The following is a 15961-nucleotide window of genomic DNA, read 5'->3' as shown; positions in this document are numbered from 1 at the left end:
GCCTCGCCTTGATCCGCCTGACGCCCATGCCCGTCACGTCATCCGGCAGCCAGGTATCGGTCCACGCTGTCCCGGGCGAGATCGGACGTGGCGTCGTCAAGGCCGGCGACGATCCGGTCGGCCATCTCGGCCGGCAACTTGATCACGATGTCCTGATAGTACGGGTTGGGATGGTCCGTCAGGTACACCTGCTTGGCGCGCAGCAGCGTCTCGAAGCGATCGAACGAGCCGATCGGACTGGGCCTGAAGACGTTCCTGATGTTCACGATCGAGCGCCTCAGATCCTTGTCCGCCGCCCCGTCCACGCCGGCGAACCCATCGAGGAACAGGTAGACGCGGTACAGGCCGTCCCGGACGTCGGGATCGTTCAACCTGACCATGTTGCGCCCACGCTTTATCAGGTAGGCGGCGAACGCCTCGATGAAGCCGTCGAGCGTTATGCGTGCCATCTCAGCCGACCCCGAATCGATCCCGACATGCGTGCCTGCCACGGAACATATCAAGAACTCCTTAACCAGCCATCGTGCACCGCGCCGCGGTCCGCGTCGAGCTTGGCAGGGCCAAGCCACCGAACCGACCGGCCTTGGCGCCCGAACGTCCGTTCTCGACCGCCGGGCTAGGACTCCGGCCCCGCGACATAACCGCAACTCGCGTGACCGGCCAGCGAGGCGGGCGGCGGATCACCGCGGCGGAGCTGACCGAGGCCGATTCCCTCCGCCCAAGCATCGGCCCTCGCTGCGTCCTTGTCACGAGCGCTGCCCGGGCCCGGAAAACCTGTCGGGTCTCCTCGGGTCACAGCCGGTCGCGCTCGTCGACGAACCCTACCCGCCTTCCCAAAGCGGCCCGCACATCCGTGAACGGTTCGTAGACCCGATGCCACGCCTCGGCGGGGGGCGGCAGCCGGTCGACGCAGGCCACGCAGGAGCGACCTTTCGCTGTTAGGCCCGCGCGTCCGGCCCCTGCCGCCGCACCTGCCGATTGGGAGCGTCGAGCTGCCGGTCGGCTTCGAAGCGGCTCCCAACCAGAACCAAGTTGGCCCGTTGGTTCCTCTACCAAGATCGGGAAGGCCGCAGGGTCCTGACCGGCGCCGACCGGGGCCTCACTTCGAATCGAAATTCCTTCGGTCTTCGAGGATGTTGGCTCTCCCGAGGGAGGGCGCCCTTCGGCTCCGACTCACATCTATCTAAGCTTTCAGGACGTCGATCGTCGCTTGCTCGATCCGCTCGAAGGCGGAGACCACGTCCAGGTTCTTTTGGTAGGCGCCGATGGCGTTGCGGAGATCCATGGTTTCCGCAACGCTGTTCACATTGGGCAACTTCACCAAGCCCGCGGCGTCCGCAGCAGGGTGGTCGGCCATCCGCCTGAGCGGAAAGGCCGAGGTGTTGGCGGCGACGCGCAGCCTCGGGGACGGATCCTCGCCGACGGGTTCGAACAGGACATGCCTGCGTCGATAGGGGTCGCCTCCCGGCGTGGCCGCCGTCGATTCTGCGTTAGCGAGATTCTCCATGATGACTCGCAAGCGCGCTGCCTGCACCCGCATGCCCCCGATCGCCAGATCGCGCCCCGTGACCTCACCCATCGATGCATCAAACCCGCTTGTGCACTGAGGCCCCTCGCGGACAATTGATCGTCGGCATGGTTAACGATTGGTGAAAGCCACCCCTCCTCGATCCGGTGCAGGCGCGAAAGATACCGTTCCGACGCTGGCCCCGTTGCTTGTGCAGGCATCCGGCGGACTGCGCGCGACCGCATTGCCGCCCACAACGCAGGCAAACCAGGACGTCCGCAGCTGAGCCGCCACCGACGGTTGGCAACGATCGTCGACCTACCCGTGCGACGTCGTCGGACCTGTCTTCGAACTCGAACCGACGACCCGACAGATCAATCGACGCCGGGTCGTCGCGATCATCTCCTAGATCCCCGGCCCCGGTTTGGATGGGCAGTCGAGATCCACGTTGACCACGATCTCGCCACCGCGGTCGCGCGCCTGCAGGACTCAATCGGCGGAAAGATCGCGATCAGTGCAGGCATCAGCCCATTCGGGCGAGCGGCCGAGGCTCACGATCTCGGCAAGACGCCTGCGACGCATGTCGTACTGTCGTCGTCCGCCGCGGCGGCGGGGTGCGCACGATCACGATGCTGTCTTGGACACCTCTCGGGCTGGCCAGTCCCCCGTTCCCGATCACTTGGCGGCGGCTTCGTGTCTTTCGGAGCAACGCAAACACCCGCGCTCGCTTCGCCCCTGAGCCGTCCGGAACCAAGGGCGATCCCGAGGCGAAGCGGCGCGTGCGAGGAACCGGTTCGATGGATGGCGGAGTCGATGCAGCCGGGGCGGACGTGGGGCTCCTCCGGGGCCGGGCCAGTCCTATCTGCTCGGTATGATCCTTCCGTCAGCCCCGACCTTGACCTCGTGCCCCTCGCCGTTAGTCACCACCGTGATTTTGTATTGCACGCCGTCATCCTCGCGTTCGATTTGAGCTTCCGCGACCTTGCCGCCAGTTTTCGCGGCAATGACGGCCGCCTGCCTTAAGCTCAAATCGACATCTCGCAGGTTAGACGGCTTCAATGAAGTGAAATAGCTTTCGATCGGATGATCGTCGCTTTTGGTCACCTGACCGGAATTAGCGTCGACACGATGATGGGTGAGCTTGCCATCGTCGCTGAGCAGCTTGACCTCGTAGCAAGGCTTGCCAATCCCGCCCTCGAACTCGGCCATGATAGCGCGGCCAGGCCCCTCGCCCTCGGCAATCTCCAGGGCTTCGACCAGAGAGACCTTGGCGGCCGGCAGCCCTTCGTAATCGCGCTCTCTGTGGCCGGTCGTGCCGTGGGCCAATTGCACGCCGCTCGAAGGGATAGCCGCCGGCGCCGCAATTCGGGCGATCGCGCCCGTCTGAGCCGTGGCGAGGCCAACCATGATTGGCAGCGCGATGGAAAGGGCAATTCGGGACATGGCGTCTTCCGTCGGTTCTCGAACAGTTACGAAGCAGTGCGGTCGCGGCGCAAGTGCAACAGGGCGGCCAGAGGCAGCACCTCCGGCCGTCAGAGATTTCACGATGCCTGGTTCAGGCTTGCACCCGAGCCGATGATCGTCTTCCTCGCATCGATGTTTCCGCCCGACGGATGCCGCAGCGGATGGGATTGCTGCGCTTTTTACACTGCGTATCGATGCCGCCCCATACCCTGCCGCGCAATATCAGGACTCGCATGAGAGAGCGCGTCGAGACCTACCACATGGCGTTTGGCACGACCGTCGCGGACATCCTTCGCAAGACCCAGCTGTCGCTCGGTATCCTCAAGCGCGTGATCGGTTTGAACGACAGCCTTAGCGTCGGCCCGATCGACCCACCCGCCCCGGGTATCCGACCCGCCTGGGGCCGGTCCATCCTGGGAGCGAAGTCCTTTCACCCAGGCGAACTCGATGGCGAACCGGATAGGCCGCCGTCGGGCACAGGTACACGGCGGCCACGGTACGGCGCGCGCGAGATCGGCCGCGTCCGGCGGCTCGATCCGGACGCGGCGCTCCATGCGGCCACACCTGAGGATCGCCAAGCACGCGCCCGCCGCGACCAATTCGGTCGAAGGAACTCATTTCGCTGGAACTCGAAGTCGTCGATCCGTGGCGAGCGACCATCGGTTCCGTCGGCTGGATCAAAAGGGAGAGCGTGATGCTGCAGTCGGCGTGCCGCCGACCGCAGCATCTAACCAGGCTATCGGCGCCGCCGGCGACCATCACAGTCCGATGGTGACAGCTGAGATCGACCGCGGCTGTCAACCAAGAAGCGGGGCCGCCGACTACGAGCGTATTCATCGGTCACCCATCCCTTTCGCCCACGGCCTCCGCAACGTTTCATCGAACACTATCTGCGCCGCCCATGAATTGGGCCCCATCGATTTGAAGCCTACGTGACCGAGGCTTCAGTTTGTATTCGCGCAGCTCGTGCATGATGGAAAGGTGAACGTGACTTCGTTCATGGGTCGTCAGCCGTATCCGCCGCGCTTGCCGCTCCGTTCTTGGGGCCGAGCCGCATGCCCCTCACGTTCTCGCCGCCATACGGCTTCCGGACCGTTTCGGGGTTAGAGGCTGCGTCGGCCTCTCCGATCCCTGAACCAGGCGCGCAAAGAACAAAATACCAGGCTCACATATCAGGCCTTCGCAAGAAGCGGCACATAGGATATTGAATCTCAGCAACTAATATACCTATCCTTTGATGGCGAAGTTTTGTTTGCTATAGGCCTTCCGATTTTTCATATCGTCACCGAAATTAGAAACAATATACATTTTGGCGTGGTCTACCATGGAAAAGCATCGGACCAAATCTACCAGCCTGCACAGGAAAGCAATAATTCAAATTTTGGCTCATCAATCAACAAACCTCGCCTGAAGAATCAGCAGGGCAATAACATTTATAGGGACAAATATGTCCTATTACTCCGATATGTTTGGAAATCATGACCGCACCCCCCCGTCACCATCTAGGGAATGCTGCGGGATCGGCTCTACGGTGGCGCTTGGCGGCCAAGGCGTGCATCGCAGCCCGCCAGACCGGCTCGGGCCGCTCGGGGTCAAGAAGCTCACCGTCGCTCAACGGCTTCACGACCTCAACGGCTGATGCGTCGAGCGGGACCAGGGTACGCCCCGCCTCCCGGCGCAGAGCCTCGATCGTGGTGATGAGCGAGCCCGTGCGGGAATGCGATCTTGCGACCTCATCCGGCGGAACGCCGAGATGCTCGCCTAGAAGAGCGTTCCGCAAGCCGCGGATTCCCGCCGCGACCGCTCGATCGGTTCCTTGATCGGACGCGGCCTCGACGGCCAAATCACATTCCGTATCCAGACCCATCGAGCGGTTGTTCAGGTTGGATGAGCCGATCTTCAGCACCCGGTCGTCGACGATCATCACCTTTGCATGCACGTAGATCGGCTGCCCGTTCGCCGTCACGGGACGGTAGATGCGGAAGCGCCCATAGCGATCCGCCGAGCGGATGTGTGCCAGGACGCGGCTTCGGCCCCGCCCCATCGCCTTTTCCTCAAGCCAACCGACGGCGCGAGCTGTGTTGATGACAACGATCTCGGCTCCATCCGGCTCCTGTAGGCGGGCAGCAACGGCCTCGGCGACGCAGCGTGCGGCGAAGTATTGGCTCTCTATGTAGATCGTGTGCCGAGCGGCTGTGATGGCGGCGAGGTAGAGTCGCTCGATCTCATGCACGCCAGGGCGGCTATGATAGGCAGGCGCGGTCCGAGCGATTCCGACCGCCACGTCGCGCAGAAGCGGCGTCAACCCATCAGGCCAAGGATCTTGCACGGGCGGACCGGGCGGCGCGATCCGCTCGCCGGTGGCATGCCGCCAGCGCTCGCGAGCGAGGGTACCCAGGGCCGCGGCAGCCGCGCCGTCTACCGCGACCGTGGCATCGTGGAACGGCGCGTAGGGCCGCCCTGACGGGCGCACCCTCCGTCCATCATGATCATCGTGGGCGCGGGTATCCCAGCGGTCGTCTGTCATGTCGATGCCGCCGCAGAAGGCGAGCGCATCGTCGATCACCACGATCTTTTGGTGATGCGAGGCCCCGGGCGGGTGGGCGCTGTCGAGTCGGAACTGGAAGCCGCGAGCGCGCATCCAATTCAGGAGGTAGAGTGGCGTAGTTCCGCGCGCCAGGGTGCCAAGGAGCCCCAAATTCCACTGCAGCACCCGAATGCTGAGCTCTGGCCTGCGCCGACCGAGTTCCGCCAGGAACGGCCCAAGCTCCTCCGGCAAGCCCGGCAGCGGGTGATCGGGATCGAGCTTGATGCGAGTATCGAACTCCCAGCCGATGAACAGGATCGCATGGCGGGCGCCCAAGAGAGCGCTGCGCAGATGAGCGAAGTATGCGGCAGCATCGATGATCGGGGCAAAACGCGCTGTCCGCTCGATACGCCAGCAGGTCAAGCTTGGCTGCAGCAACTCTGTGCCGCCTGTGAGCGCGACCGGTGCCGTGTGGGGTGGATGATGCATCAGCGCGTCTCGTTCTCCCGATACCTGCTCGCTGCATCGTCGCGCTGGCACGATGCGGGCTTCGCTTTGGCGCCCCGGTATGAACCCGCGCCTACTCGGCGCGTTCCCGACGTGAACCGCGGCGGTGAAGGCCGCGGCTCGGTGCCGCTTGAGGGGAGATTGCGCTGGTCGACTGGATTGTGATTGCGATCGAGCGGACCGGCTCCTTCGGCGTCTTCCTGCTGATGCTGGTCGACAACATCTTCCCGCCGATCCCCTCCGAGCTTATCATGCCGTTGGCAGGCTTTGCCGCGGCACGCGGCGAACTCAGCCTCGTCGGCGTGTTCCTCGCCGGCTCGGCCGGATCGCTCTCCGGAGCGCTGATCTGGTACGGCGTGGGGCGCTGGCTGGGGCGCGAGCGCCTGAGACGCTTCGCCGCCCGGCATGGTCGTTGGCTGACCCTGAGCCCGGCGGAGGTCGACCGGGTCGGCGCCTGGTTCGCCCGACGCGGTGGCGTGACCGTTCTGATCGGACGCGTCGTCCCGGGCGTGCGCAGCCTCATCTCGGTGCCGGCCGGGGTTGCCGCAATGCCGCTCACGCCCTTTCTGGTCTGCTCGACCCTGGGCACGATCGTCTGGACCGGGCTGCTGACGGCGGCCGGATACTGGCTTGGCGAGAACTACCTCCTAGTGGGCCGTTTCGTCGAGCCGATCGGCAATGGCGTGTTGATCCTGGCGCTCGTGCTCTATCTCTACCGTATTGCCACCTTCGAGCCCGGGACGGGCGCTCGGGGCTGAGGCATGGACAGGCGGGCAGGCCGAAGCATGATGCGAAGGATCCCGCGTGAAGCGCTTTCTGATGCTGGTTGCCGTCGCTGTCGCGGCAACCCTTCCGGCCGTCATCCTCCGCTTCGGGGGCTGGCGGTTGAGCCCCTTTGTCGATGTCGCCGCATTCGGCATCGCCATCCTGGCCGCTGGCTTTTTGCTGTCCTGGGGCGCTGAGACGGCCGAGCAGTACGTCTCCCAAGGCCTCATCCTTGCAGCAGTGGCGCTGGTGACCGTGCTGCCGGAATACGCCGTCGACATCTACTATGCCTACATGGCTGGCGCTTCCGGCCCGGACTCGCGGTACGCGCAGTACGCGGCCGCCAACATGACGGGCGCGAATCGGTTGCTCGTCGGCCTGGCCTGGCCGCTGATGGTGGCGCTGCACTGGATGAAGGACCGCCACCGCTCGATCGGCCTCGCGCCCGGCAACGCCGTCGAGGTCGGGTTCCTATTGGTTGCCAGCCTCTACGCCTTCGTGATCGTCCTCAAGCGCACCATCTCGCTCGTCGACTTCGTCGTGCTTCTCGCGATTTTCGGAACCTATGTCTGGCGCGTGCGCAGCATGCAGAAGAGCGACAATCCGGAGGAAGCCGAGGAGCCGGGACCAGCCGCGGCGCTCGACACACTGTCTCCGGGCCTGCAATGGGCGGCAATGGCCGGACTTGTGGCGACGGCGAGTGGCGTGATCCTGGTTTCAGCCGAGCCCTTCGCCGAGGCCATGGTCAACACGGGCCGGGCGATTGGGCTCAACGAGTTCCTGCTGATCCAGTGGCTGGCCCCCCTGGCCAGCGAGGCCCCGGCGATAACGGTGGCGGTTTTGTTCGTGCGTGCCAACCGTGCCGGTGACGGGCTGATCGCGATGATCAGCGACAAGATCAATCAGTGGACCCTGCTCGTCGGCATGCTGCCGCTCGCCCTGAGCATTGGTGCGGGCGCGACGAGCCCCCTGCCACTCGATACGCGCCAGGGCGAGGAGTTCTTCCTGACGGCGGCCCAGTCGCTGCTCGGCATCGCGCTACTGCTGCGCCTACGCTTCGGGCTGGTGTCCGCGCTAACGTTGGCTGGTCTGTTCGCCGTTCAGGTCGGGCTGGCCTTCGTCTACCGCAACGACGAGGCGCGCACGATCACGACGCTGACTTGGCTGGCTTGGACTTACCTTGGGCTGGCCGGCCTCCTGTTCCTGGTCAATCGGCGGCGGCTCGTTGCTCTGCTGCGCAGCGCAATCACGGGCGATGTCTCCGACGTCGAGCCGTCCGAAAACAGGGACGATCCGGCCCCGCGGCGGGGCGGGCGAGAAGCCAGTTCGCTCGTTGGCTGAGACGATCTAGCCCAGGCGGCGGAGGGGATTCCGCGTGGGCTAGATGTTTGGTCGCGGAGCTTGGTGGTGCGGGTTCTGGATAAGTAGGGGGGCGCACCCTTCCAGGCTTTGCAGATCGCTCCGTAGGGCGTGAGGCCGCATGGCCCCGTTCGCGTTCGGGGCAGCTTATTCGCGGCCGTCGATGACTGGCGCGGTCGCTCTCGAAGAGCGCACAGGGCTCAAGGGTCGCTTATTCCGATCTCAAGGGGCGCTTATTTCAGGCCACGCTATGCATACCGGCGAGCCGAAACGCGTCGCCGGCAATCCGCAAGGTTGAGACCCCGCTCAGCCAACCCCGTCCGGCAGGAAAGGCGAGGGCAAATGAGGCCTGGCGAAGGGGCATGCGCCACACGGATCCCGCGCTGTCGATGCGGCCAGATCCGGGCATGCGCAGGTGCGATGCCGCCTCTCCGCTCCAAGAAATCGCTGCGTCGCCCAACTCGGTTGTCAGTAGTTGACGCTGATCTGCCAAACGGCGCCCGGGAGCGTGTCCTCGGCGCGATGCCCGCCGCTAGCGTCGATGCCCTCGTATCCGTTCGACGTCTCAAAAAGCAAACCGTGGGAACGGCCTTCGATCGAGAAGACTTCCCAGGCCGATCGAACGGTCGCCACTTTACGCCCGTACGAGAGTTGGGCCGGGTGAGACTGCCAGGTCTCGATCGGGTCGATGAGAACGACCGTCTCGGATCCTTCGACGTCCGCTAGCCGATAGTGCGACGGCGCGGTCGCCACCACCCTCGCCGGACCGTCTCGCGGTGGCCCGAAATCATTGGATCGCTCGCGGACGGTGCGGAGCCGACACCGGTTCCAGTGCCTCACCGCCTTCACCCTGCCCATCGCGGGGAACAGCGCCAAGTCGCCCCGGCTCAACCTCGCGGCGAGATCGAAGCCATGTCCCGTCAGGTTGGCCCCGGTCGGCGTACCATCGGCCGCGCGGCACACCACCGCCAGGTCATCGGTCTCGAAGGCCCGGAGAACGTACTCAAGGCGGCGCTGCAACGTCGGCATGTCACGCGGCGCGACGCGCAAGCGTTCATCCGCCTCAGCCATCCGCCGCGCCAGGTCGACCGCGCATGTTCGGTCCTCGAACTCAGGCCAGCGGTTGTCATTCGCGCTCATGTTCGGCCCTCGCGGCGATGTCATCACGCCTCGTCGGTCCGCACCAGGCCGAGGAGCGCGGCCTCGTCATCCGACGCGATCGCCGCGGCGCCCGCCGTCAGGAGCCTCGGCCTGGGGGCTTGCCGGACCCGACCGGTCAGGGTCGCCTGCCACCGCGCGAGCCGGGCCCGGTCGAAACCGGCCACGTGATGGTACTCGACGATGAAGGCGGCCGCCTCGGCGATGCGCCGCCCGACGAGTTCGCGTGGCAGGTACCCGTCGTCGTGCCAGGCCGGCGGCACGACGTGGTCGCGATCATGCCGGACCAGCGCGTCGACGAGCCGTCCGATGACCGGCGTGGCGGCCTCCCGCGCCTTCCGGTCGAGCGTCTCCGCCCGCCGGGCCTGGGCTCGCTCGCCGCGAATCTTGCGGGCCTGCTCCTGTTGCGTCAGACCGCGGATCCGGACCGCGCGGCGGCCCTGGAGCGCGAACGACATCTCCCGGTCGATCAGCCGGTGGCGCGGCTCCCCGCCCGGGCCGGCCTCGACCGAGAGGAGCCGCAGGCGGTGGCACCGGCCGGCGAAGGCACCCGCCGCCTCGTATGCACGCGGATCGGGATCCGGCCGGGGGAACCGTTCGATGCGGCGCGACCGGCTCGCCATGAGCCGTGCGTGGCGGTCGACGAATTCGCGGATGCCGAGCACCCCGTCGGGGCCGAACGTCTCTAGCAGTGACGCGTTCAGGTCGACGGGACGGACCGCGGCGGGATCCGCGTCTTCACGACTGAACGCCAGATCGAACGCCTGCCGGCACTGCTCCGGATCGCCTTGCGGTCGCGCGCGGTCATCGCCGGCGTGCGGGAACGCTCCCTGTCGGTCGAGGGCGAACATCCTCGACAGGTCGCTTCCCGTGCCGGGCATGTGACCATCGCATTCTTCACTTCGGTCGGGCATCGCGATCGTCTCCGGGCCGGCGACAGGTCCAGGCGGACCCGACGCCATGCTCACTGCCGTTCGCTCGCGAGAAAAGCCCGAGGCGGTAGCAACTTCACCGAGCGCATGGCCCATGCCGCCCGAGGCGGCCGAAGCACAGTCGAAGGGCCTTGCGAGGCTTCTTGAGGGCCGCCCGAACGCAACTCCGGGGCGGGAGATGAATCCCGGGTCGCCGAACACAAACCGATGAGCGGGCGGCTGAGGGGCCTTCCCGGCTGCGCTCAAACCTGTGGACAAACCCAGCGACCGGCCGCGGCGCCGCCCGCGATGCGCCCGCCGATGAGCCGCGAGCGCTTCGCATGGCCCTCGGGCAGGCCTTCTTCACCGCGATCATGCGGCCTCTTTCCCCGCATGACGCCCGCACCCACGTCCAGCCTGTGGCGGCTGACCACGAGGCCGCCCAGGGAGGTCCGGACCCGACGGACCGACCGCCCGCGCCGGGATCGCCGAAAGTCCAGGGGCCCGGGGACGCGCTCGACCGTCCTCACAGGTCCTCGGTGTTGCGGCACGCGTCCGGGTACCCGGAACAACCCCAGAACTTGACCCCGACGCCGCTGATCCTGACGCGCATCGTACGGCCGCATGCCGGGCAGACCTTCCTCGCGAACGTGCGCTGGTCCTTGGCGAGGGCCATGATGCGGACCTCCGATGCGCCGTCGCCGAGCAACGCCTCCGCGCACGCGGCGGTCGTGCCGCCCGTCGTATAGACGTCGTCGACGAGCAGGATCTTGGCTCGCCCCCAGGTGAACTCGGATTCGAATGCGCCCTTGACCGCCTCGCGCCGTTCGAGGGGCCCGAGCGCCTTGTAACCCTCCACCTCCCGCGTGCAGCGCAGCCCGTCGCGCTCGACCTCCACCTCGTCCGGCATGTGCTGCGCGGCGACGCCGAGCAGCGCGGCGAACCTGTTGCGCGCCTGGGAGGGCTTGGGGGGAACTGGAACGACGATGTCGGGGGTCCAGTCCAGGCGGTCGACCGCCTTGCCGAGGGCGCGGCCGAGCGCCTCGGCGGGCCCATCGTCCTCCTTCAGCCTCAGCACGGCCTCGGACAGCCGGCTCCCGGCGTGCCTCGGGTCGGAAGTCGTGAAGTACCGACCCAGCGCATAGACCCCCGGGCCGTCGTCGCATCGTAGGACGGACCCCCAATGGCCGTAGTACGGCCGGCCCGCCGCGAGGCTCTCGCCGACGTAGGGCAGGCTCCCGAGCCGGTCGGTCCTCAGGAGGGTCGACGGCCTGCCGACGAAGATGTCGGGGGCGGCCGACGAGAACTCGAAGGGCGACGTCGGGCTCCACCCCACCCCGACGGACACGATCCCCGCATGGTACGAGGCCTCCACGTCGCCCACGTCGTCGCCGACGTAGTGGACGTCCGCCCCCGCCGCGACCCCGAGCCGACTGAGCGCCTCCAGGAGGGGGGCGGGGTCGGGCTTATGGTCCGCGGTGTCCTCGTAGCAGACCAGCACGTCGTAGGGGATGCGGAACAGCCTCGTGATCTCCTCGGCGTAGGGGCGCGGGGAGGACGTGACGATCCCGACGCGGTGCCCCGCCATCGACAGGGCCGCGGGCATCTCGTGGGGCGCGACGCCCCCGGGAAGCGCGCGGAACGCCCTGACCAGGTGCATGTTGGCGGCCACGAGGTGCCACTGCTGGGTCTTGCGCAGCGTCGCGAGGGCGGACGTGTCGACGAGGGTCATGTCGAGGTCGAACAGGAAGGTCTTGGTCATGGCGTCCGCCGGCCCCCCCGCCATCCGCGCCAGGGACACGCCCCGGGGCGGCGGCCACGCGTCGCGTGCCGTCGGGCAGCCTGGCGCCACCCGCAAGACACGCGCCGGACGACGTTTGGCCCGACTCGGCGTGCAAGCGCCGCCCAGGCTATCGGCGTACCGTGACGTCGGCAACGTCGGCGGTCCGGCCTCGACCCTCGGCCGCCGGCCCGGGTTCCCGCCGGGACGCCGCTCAGATCATCGATATCTGGGCCGTCGCCCTCCCCTCCCCTCCGGGGCGCGCCGGGGACAGCCGCCCCTCGATGGCGTCGAGCATCGCCGGGTAGTCGTCGCCGCTCTCCAGCGGGATGGCGACGGCATTCTCGCCGAACCTCCGGAGGAGCAGTTCCGCATACTCGCCCGTGGCCCCGACCATGGCCGACAGCCTGCGCCCGGGCACTTGCGTCAGCGCGAGGATGCCCCGGCTCTTGGGTTCCTCGGCGTGCCGGGCCCGCGGCACCGGCGCGAACAGGAGGCGCCCCTGCATGAGGGTGAAGCGCACGGTGTGCATCGACCCGCCCTTGACGTCGGTCTGCATGACGAACGTCGCCACGGACAGGCCGCTTTGCAGCCGATCCCTCTGCACGAGGTTGCGGGGGGCCGGCGGGATCCCGAACGCCTGCTCGCTCAGCAGCGCGCCGCCCCCGTCCACGATCTCGTCGGCGAGCCTCGCGTTCTGCCGGGGATACACGCCGTCCAGGCCGCCGCCCATCACGGCCACGGTCCGCCCCCCCGACCGAAGCGCGGTCGCGTGGGAGAGCTCGTCGACGCCGATCGCGAGGCCGCTTACGATCGTCCAGCCGGCCTCCACGAGCCGCCGCACGATGGCGGCCGTGACCTTCCGGCCGAATTCGCTCGGTTCCCTGGTGCCGATGCAGGCGACGCTCCGCTCGATCGCCCGGAGGTCACCCTTCGCGTAGAGGATCGGCGGTCGGTCCTGCAGGTCCCGGAGCGCCGCGGGATAATCCCCGTCGTGGACCGAGAGCACGCGTACACCGAGCCGGTCGGCCTGATCCAGGGTCCGGGCCGCCCTGGCGAGCGCATCCGCGACGGCGTCCGCGTCCCGGAGCGACGCCGCGGCCGCCGCCGTGACGATGCCACGCAGTCCCCGCGGCTCGGCGTCGAAGACCTCGCCCAACGTGCCGAAGCGCTCGGCGAGGCGCTCCGCGCCCGTCGGTCCGAGGCCGCGCAGGGACATCAGCGCGACGATGCCGGCGGGGCTCTTCGTGTCGATGTCCCTCATGAGCGGCACTTACCCCTGTCCGTCGCCGACGCGCGGGCGTCGGCGCCCGCCGAATCCGGCGCGCATCGTACCACGGCGTCGTGAACGACTCCTCCGCCGCGGCTCGGCGTCGCGCTCGTCCGTCGCGTCCGTCGCTCAGGCCGAACCCGGCGCGCGCCGCGAGCGGTGTCCGGGCGGGTCTCGACCCTTTCGCCCGGACCGCAGGGATTGAGGTCACGGGCCGGTGGCATCGACCTGGATGGCCGCCAGGGCCGCCAAGACCCTCGCGTCGGCGGCCAGCGCGTCCCAGTCCTTCGAAAGGCGAGCCATCCTCAATCGTGAACTGCAAGGCCCCGTCGATGACATGGTCCCGGCGGATCGCCGCGACGCAAGGCGCGGGGCCAGCCCACAAAACGCTCGGGCGATCAGAGCGATCTCGGATACATCGCAGGCTGCCTAGCCTGGCTCGATTCGGCTTCGCGCACGTCGGGACGCGATCCGCCGACGCCCGCCAGACTTCGAACCGGGCAGACTTCGAGCCTGGCAAAGCGGACTGCACACCGTCCACCTCGATAAGGGAATGGATCGACCGGTCAAACCGGGCCGGTCAAGGCAGGCGCGGATGGTCCGGCCCCATGACCCCGTCGCGTATATCGAGGCGCCAAACCCAGATGGGCCGGCTCGCGACGATCTAGCTGACCCAAGCATGATCGCGACGCGGCTTTCAATCGCAAGTGGAGCTGGGTATGCTGATGCAGCTCTCTGGTTCGGCAGGATAGGCGGAGCTAGACGATGCCGGAAATGCGCGAGACGATCCACTCCCGCCTGCAAATGATCGCCAGCCTGCTGGGCGTCCCCGTACAGGATTTGATTTCCGGGACGGTGCCCCGGCGGTTGTGGGCCGACAACGAGTGCATGCGCCTATGGCGCGGCCTCAGGACCGAGGCTGGCCGCGATGCCGCCCTCGATGCCCTACGCAGCATCTTGGAAGCGGAACGGCGTTGAGTGGTGTGCGGCTCCCTTGCCGGCGCGATCCACTTCGTTCCGGCTAAACGGGTGGCTGCTTCCTTCAGCGTGCCGGCTTAGCTTGCGGCCACGTCAGGGGCGCGCGTTTGTTTCTCCGGGTGAAGGCATCCGTACCGGGCTTACCGGGCGAGACAGGATCGTCAGCCTTGGCGACGACCAGTCAACTCACGCCGCAGCGTCGCCCGCGAAGCCCGAGCCGGCGGCCGGTCAGGATGCCCTGTCGGCGCCGTCGAGGGAACCACCGCCGATCCGGACCAGTCCCAGCAAGACACCCACCGCCCGCGTCTCAAGCGATGGTCTTCGAGCCGGCCTGGGCCGGGACGACCATCGCACGACCAGCGGAACAGAGCCGCCAAGCGTCCACGAACCGCCCCAGGTGGGGGCTCGCCGCCCGCGCGCGGTCGAGGTGGTCCATGAGGTCGAGGACCGATCGATCGTGCCCGGTCGCGTCCGTCCGTCCGGACAGGTGAGCCCAGCGCAGGTAGAGCGCGTAGAGGTTCAGGCAGTCCGTCTCGCAATACGCCCTGACCCTCTCGGTCTCGCCCGCGGCGACCATCGCCGACACGCGGGACCCGTGCTCGCCCATCTTGCCCGGCAGGCCGATCGAGGCCGCGGCCTCGTCGAGGGTCAGCCGCTGCGCCGCTCCGTGCTCGGACGTCGCGTCCATCAGGTCGTTGTGCCAGTCCAGGGCGAACCGATGCCGGTAACCCTCCCACCGCGTCCCGCGGCGGAACCAGGCGGGCGCCTCGACGCCGTGCATCATCGACCGCGCCAGGATCGTCGGCATGTCGAACGCCCGGCCGTTCCATGTCACCACGCGGTAGCGGCGCGCCTCGAAGAACCTCCAGAACGCCCGGAGCAGGCGCGCCTCGTCCCAATCCCCCTCCCCGCCGCTGCGGCACGCCGTCACCGCGTACGATTCCCGCCCGCCGGGCTCGCGCAGGATGTCCGCGGTGACGAACGAGATCGCCACGATCCGGTGCCAAGCGTTCTTCGGGAAACGGTCGGGAGGCCAGTCCGGGGGCACCAAGGCGGCGTCGGGGACGGTCTCGATGTCGAGGGCCAGCAGGGCGTCGTGTGGGGCGGCCCCATCGACCGGTCGGGGCCGGACCGGGCGGGCGGCGTCGGCGACGCGCGTGGACGCGGGACGCGGGGTCGGCGCGGGTTCGGGATCGGGCGCGGACGCCGGGCAGGTCTGCATGTCGTCTCCCTCGTCGTTACGGGCCGGCCCACCGCGGCGCCTCAGTCGGCGTTCGGGTCAAGGTCGTCCCAGCCTCGCCTCGAAGAACCGCGCCCGCCGGGCGACGGCAAGCCGTCGAGGCCGTGTGCGAGGTCGTCGCGCGCGTCGAAGCCGGGATCCAGCTCGATCTCGTAGGGCACGCGGAAAAGATCGTCCGGCCGGCGGCCAGACGCCGCCCTCCGAGGCACGGCGAGGAACCCGCGGCCGCGCACGGGGACCGCACGCCTGGCGCTCGTCCCGCTCGGTCCCCGCGCACGGCGGCAGCCCGCTCCCTCCCCGGCGCCGGTCTCGGGCCGGGACGGCTTTCGCGGGGGGCATGACAAGGATGTCCGTGCGCTCATTCTACGCTCCTCGGTGCAAGGGCCGGCCCGCGCCCGGCGGCGTGTCGCAGCGGGGTCCGGAACGGCGGCCGTCCCCGCATCGGGAACGGCCGGGGGCTTGATGGGACGGGCGCCCGGGCTGGCGCCGACGCAC

Annotated in this window: 14 protein-coding genes; 4 read left to right on the top strand and 10 right to left on the bottom strand. The window is 68.0% G+C overall.

What is annotated here, in order from left to right:
• Positions 1 to 38: 38 nt before the first annotated feature.
• From ME121_RS18780 to ME121_RS18770, 3 genes are all read right to left on the bottom strand, one after another.
• Positions 39 to 491, bottom strand: a complete 453-nt coding sequence (locus ME121_RS18780) for a hypothetical protein (protein WP_127992109.1) — start codon at positions 489 to 491, stop codon at positions 39 to 41.
• Between the two features lie 692 nt (positions 492 to 1183).
• On the bottom strand, positions 1184 to 1579 hold the full coding sequence (locus tag ME121_RS18775) for a flagellar basal body rod protein FlgC (RefSeq protein WP_024828371.1): 396 nt from the start codon (positions 1577 to 1579) through the stop codon (positions 1184 to 1186).
• A gap of 786 nt (positions 1580 to 2365) precedes the next feature.
• Positions 2366 to 2950: a PepSY domain-containing protein gene (locus tag ME121_RS18770; RefSeq protein WP_024828372.1), complete on the bottom strand. Its 585-nt coding sequence runs from the start codon at positions 2948 to 2950 to the stop codon at positions 2366 to 2368.
• Positions 2951 to 3132: 182 nt separating this feature from the next.
• Here ME121_RS18770 and ME121_RS33820 point away from each other — a divergent pair, with 182 nt between their 5' ends.
• A complete protein-coding gene (locus ME121_RS33820; protein ID WP_179240006.1) occupies positions 3133 to 3666 on the top strand; it encodes a hypothetical protein in 534 nt (177 codons plus the stop codon).
• Between the two features lie 800 nt (positions 3667 to 4466).
• Here ME121_RS33820 and ME121_RS18765 read toward each other — a convergent pair.
• Complete coding sequence (locus ME121_RS18765) at positions 4467 to 5987, bottom strand: phospholipase D-like domain-containing protein (protein WP_089231460.1); 1521 nt, start codon at positions 5985 to 5987, stop codon at positions 4467 to 4469.
• Between the two features lie 179 nt (positions 5988 to 6166).
• Between ME121_RS18765 and ME121_RS18760 the strand changes: the two genes are divergently transcribed.
• The gene (locus tag ME121_RS18760; protein WP_245337836.1) at positions 6167 to 6763 is read left to right on the top strand and encodes a DedA family protein; all 597 of its coding nucleotides are present in this window, start codon (positions 6167 to 6169) and stop codon (positions 6761 to 6763) included.
• Positions 6764 to 6809: 46 nt separating this feature from the next.
• Positions 6810 to 8111, top strand: a complete 1302-nt coding sequence (locus ME121_RS18755) for a calcium:cation antiporter family protein (protein WP_089231462.1) — start codon at positions 6810 to 6812, stop codon at positions 8109 to 8111.
• Between the two features lie 486 nt (positions 8112 to 8597).
• On the opposite strand, the gene ME121_RS18750 is transcribed toward ME121_RS18755, so the two are convergent.
• From ME121_RS18750 to ME121_RS18735, 4 genes are all read right to left on the bottom strand, one after another.
• Positions 8598 to 9269 (bottom strand): hypothetical protein, encoded by a 672-nt coding sequence (locus ME121_RS18750; RefSeq protein WP_059409439.1) that lies wholly within the window; start codon positions 9267 to 9269, stop codon positions 8598 to 8600.
• 23 nt (positions 9270 to 9292) lie between these two features.
• Positions 9293 to 10420, bottom strand: a complete 1128-nt coding sequence (locus ME121_RS18745; RefSeq protein ID WP_206407042.1) for a hypothetical protein — start codon at positions 10418 to 10420, stop codon at positions 9293 to 9295.
• A 304-nt stretch (positions 10421 to 10724) separates the two neighbouring features.
• On the bottom strand, positions 10725 to 11960 hold the full coding sequence (locus tag ME121_RS18740; RefSeq protein ID WP_179240007.1) for an HAD-IA family hydrolase: 1236 nt from the start codon (positions 11958 to 11960) through the stop codon (positions 10725 to 10727).
• A 232-nt stretch (positions 11961 to 12192) separates the two neighbouring features.
• Positions 12193 to 13242, bottom strand: a complete 1050-nt coding sequence (locus ME121_RS18735; RefSeq protein ID WP_024828379.1) for a DNA-processing protein DprA — start codon at positions 13240 to 13242, stop codon at positions 12193 to 12195.
• A gap of 780 nt (positions 13243 to 14022) precedes the next feature.
• Between ME121_RS18735 and ME121_RS18730 the strand changes: the two genes are divergently transcribed.
• Positions 14023 to 14226, top strand: coding sequence for a hypothetical protein (locus ME121_RS18730; protein ID WP_089231464.1), 204 nt, complete (start codon positions 14023 to 14025; stop codon positions 14224 to 14226).
• Positions 14227 to 14533: 307 nt separating this feature from the next.
• Here the strand turns inward: ME121_RS18730 and ME121_RS18725 are convergent, their stop codons facing one another.
• Together ME121_RS18725 and ME121_RS33815 are read right to left on the bottom strand one after the other, a co-directional pair.
• On the bottom strand, positions 14534 to 15448 hold the full coding sequence (locus ME121_RS18725; protein WP_089231466.1) for a 3'-5' exonuclease: 915 nt from the start codon (positions 15446 to 15448) through the stop codon (positions 14534 to 14536).
• Between the two features lie 41 nt (positions 15449 to 15489).
• Complete coding sequence (locus ME121_RS33815; protein WP_159392782.1) at positions 15490 to 15627, bottom strand: hypothetical protein; 138 nt, start codon at positions 15625 to 15627, stop codon at positions 15490 to 15492.
• Between the last annotated feature and the right edge of the window lie 334 nt (positions 15628 to 15961).

The sequence above is a fragment of the Methylobacterium sp. ME121 genome (genome assembly GCF_000974725.1).
Classification (GTDB): domain Bacteria; phylum Pseudomonadota; class Alphaproteobacteria; order Rhizobiales; family Beijerinckiaceae; genus Methylobacterium; species Methylobacterium radiotolerans.
This window is presented reverse-complemented; position numbering and strand designations above follow the sequence as displayed.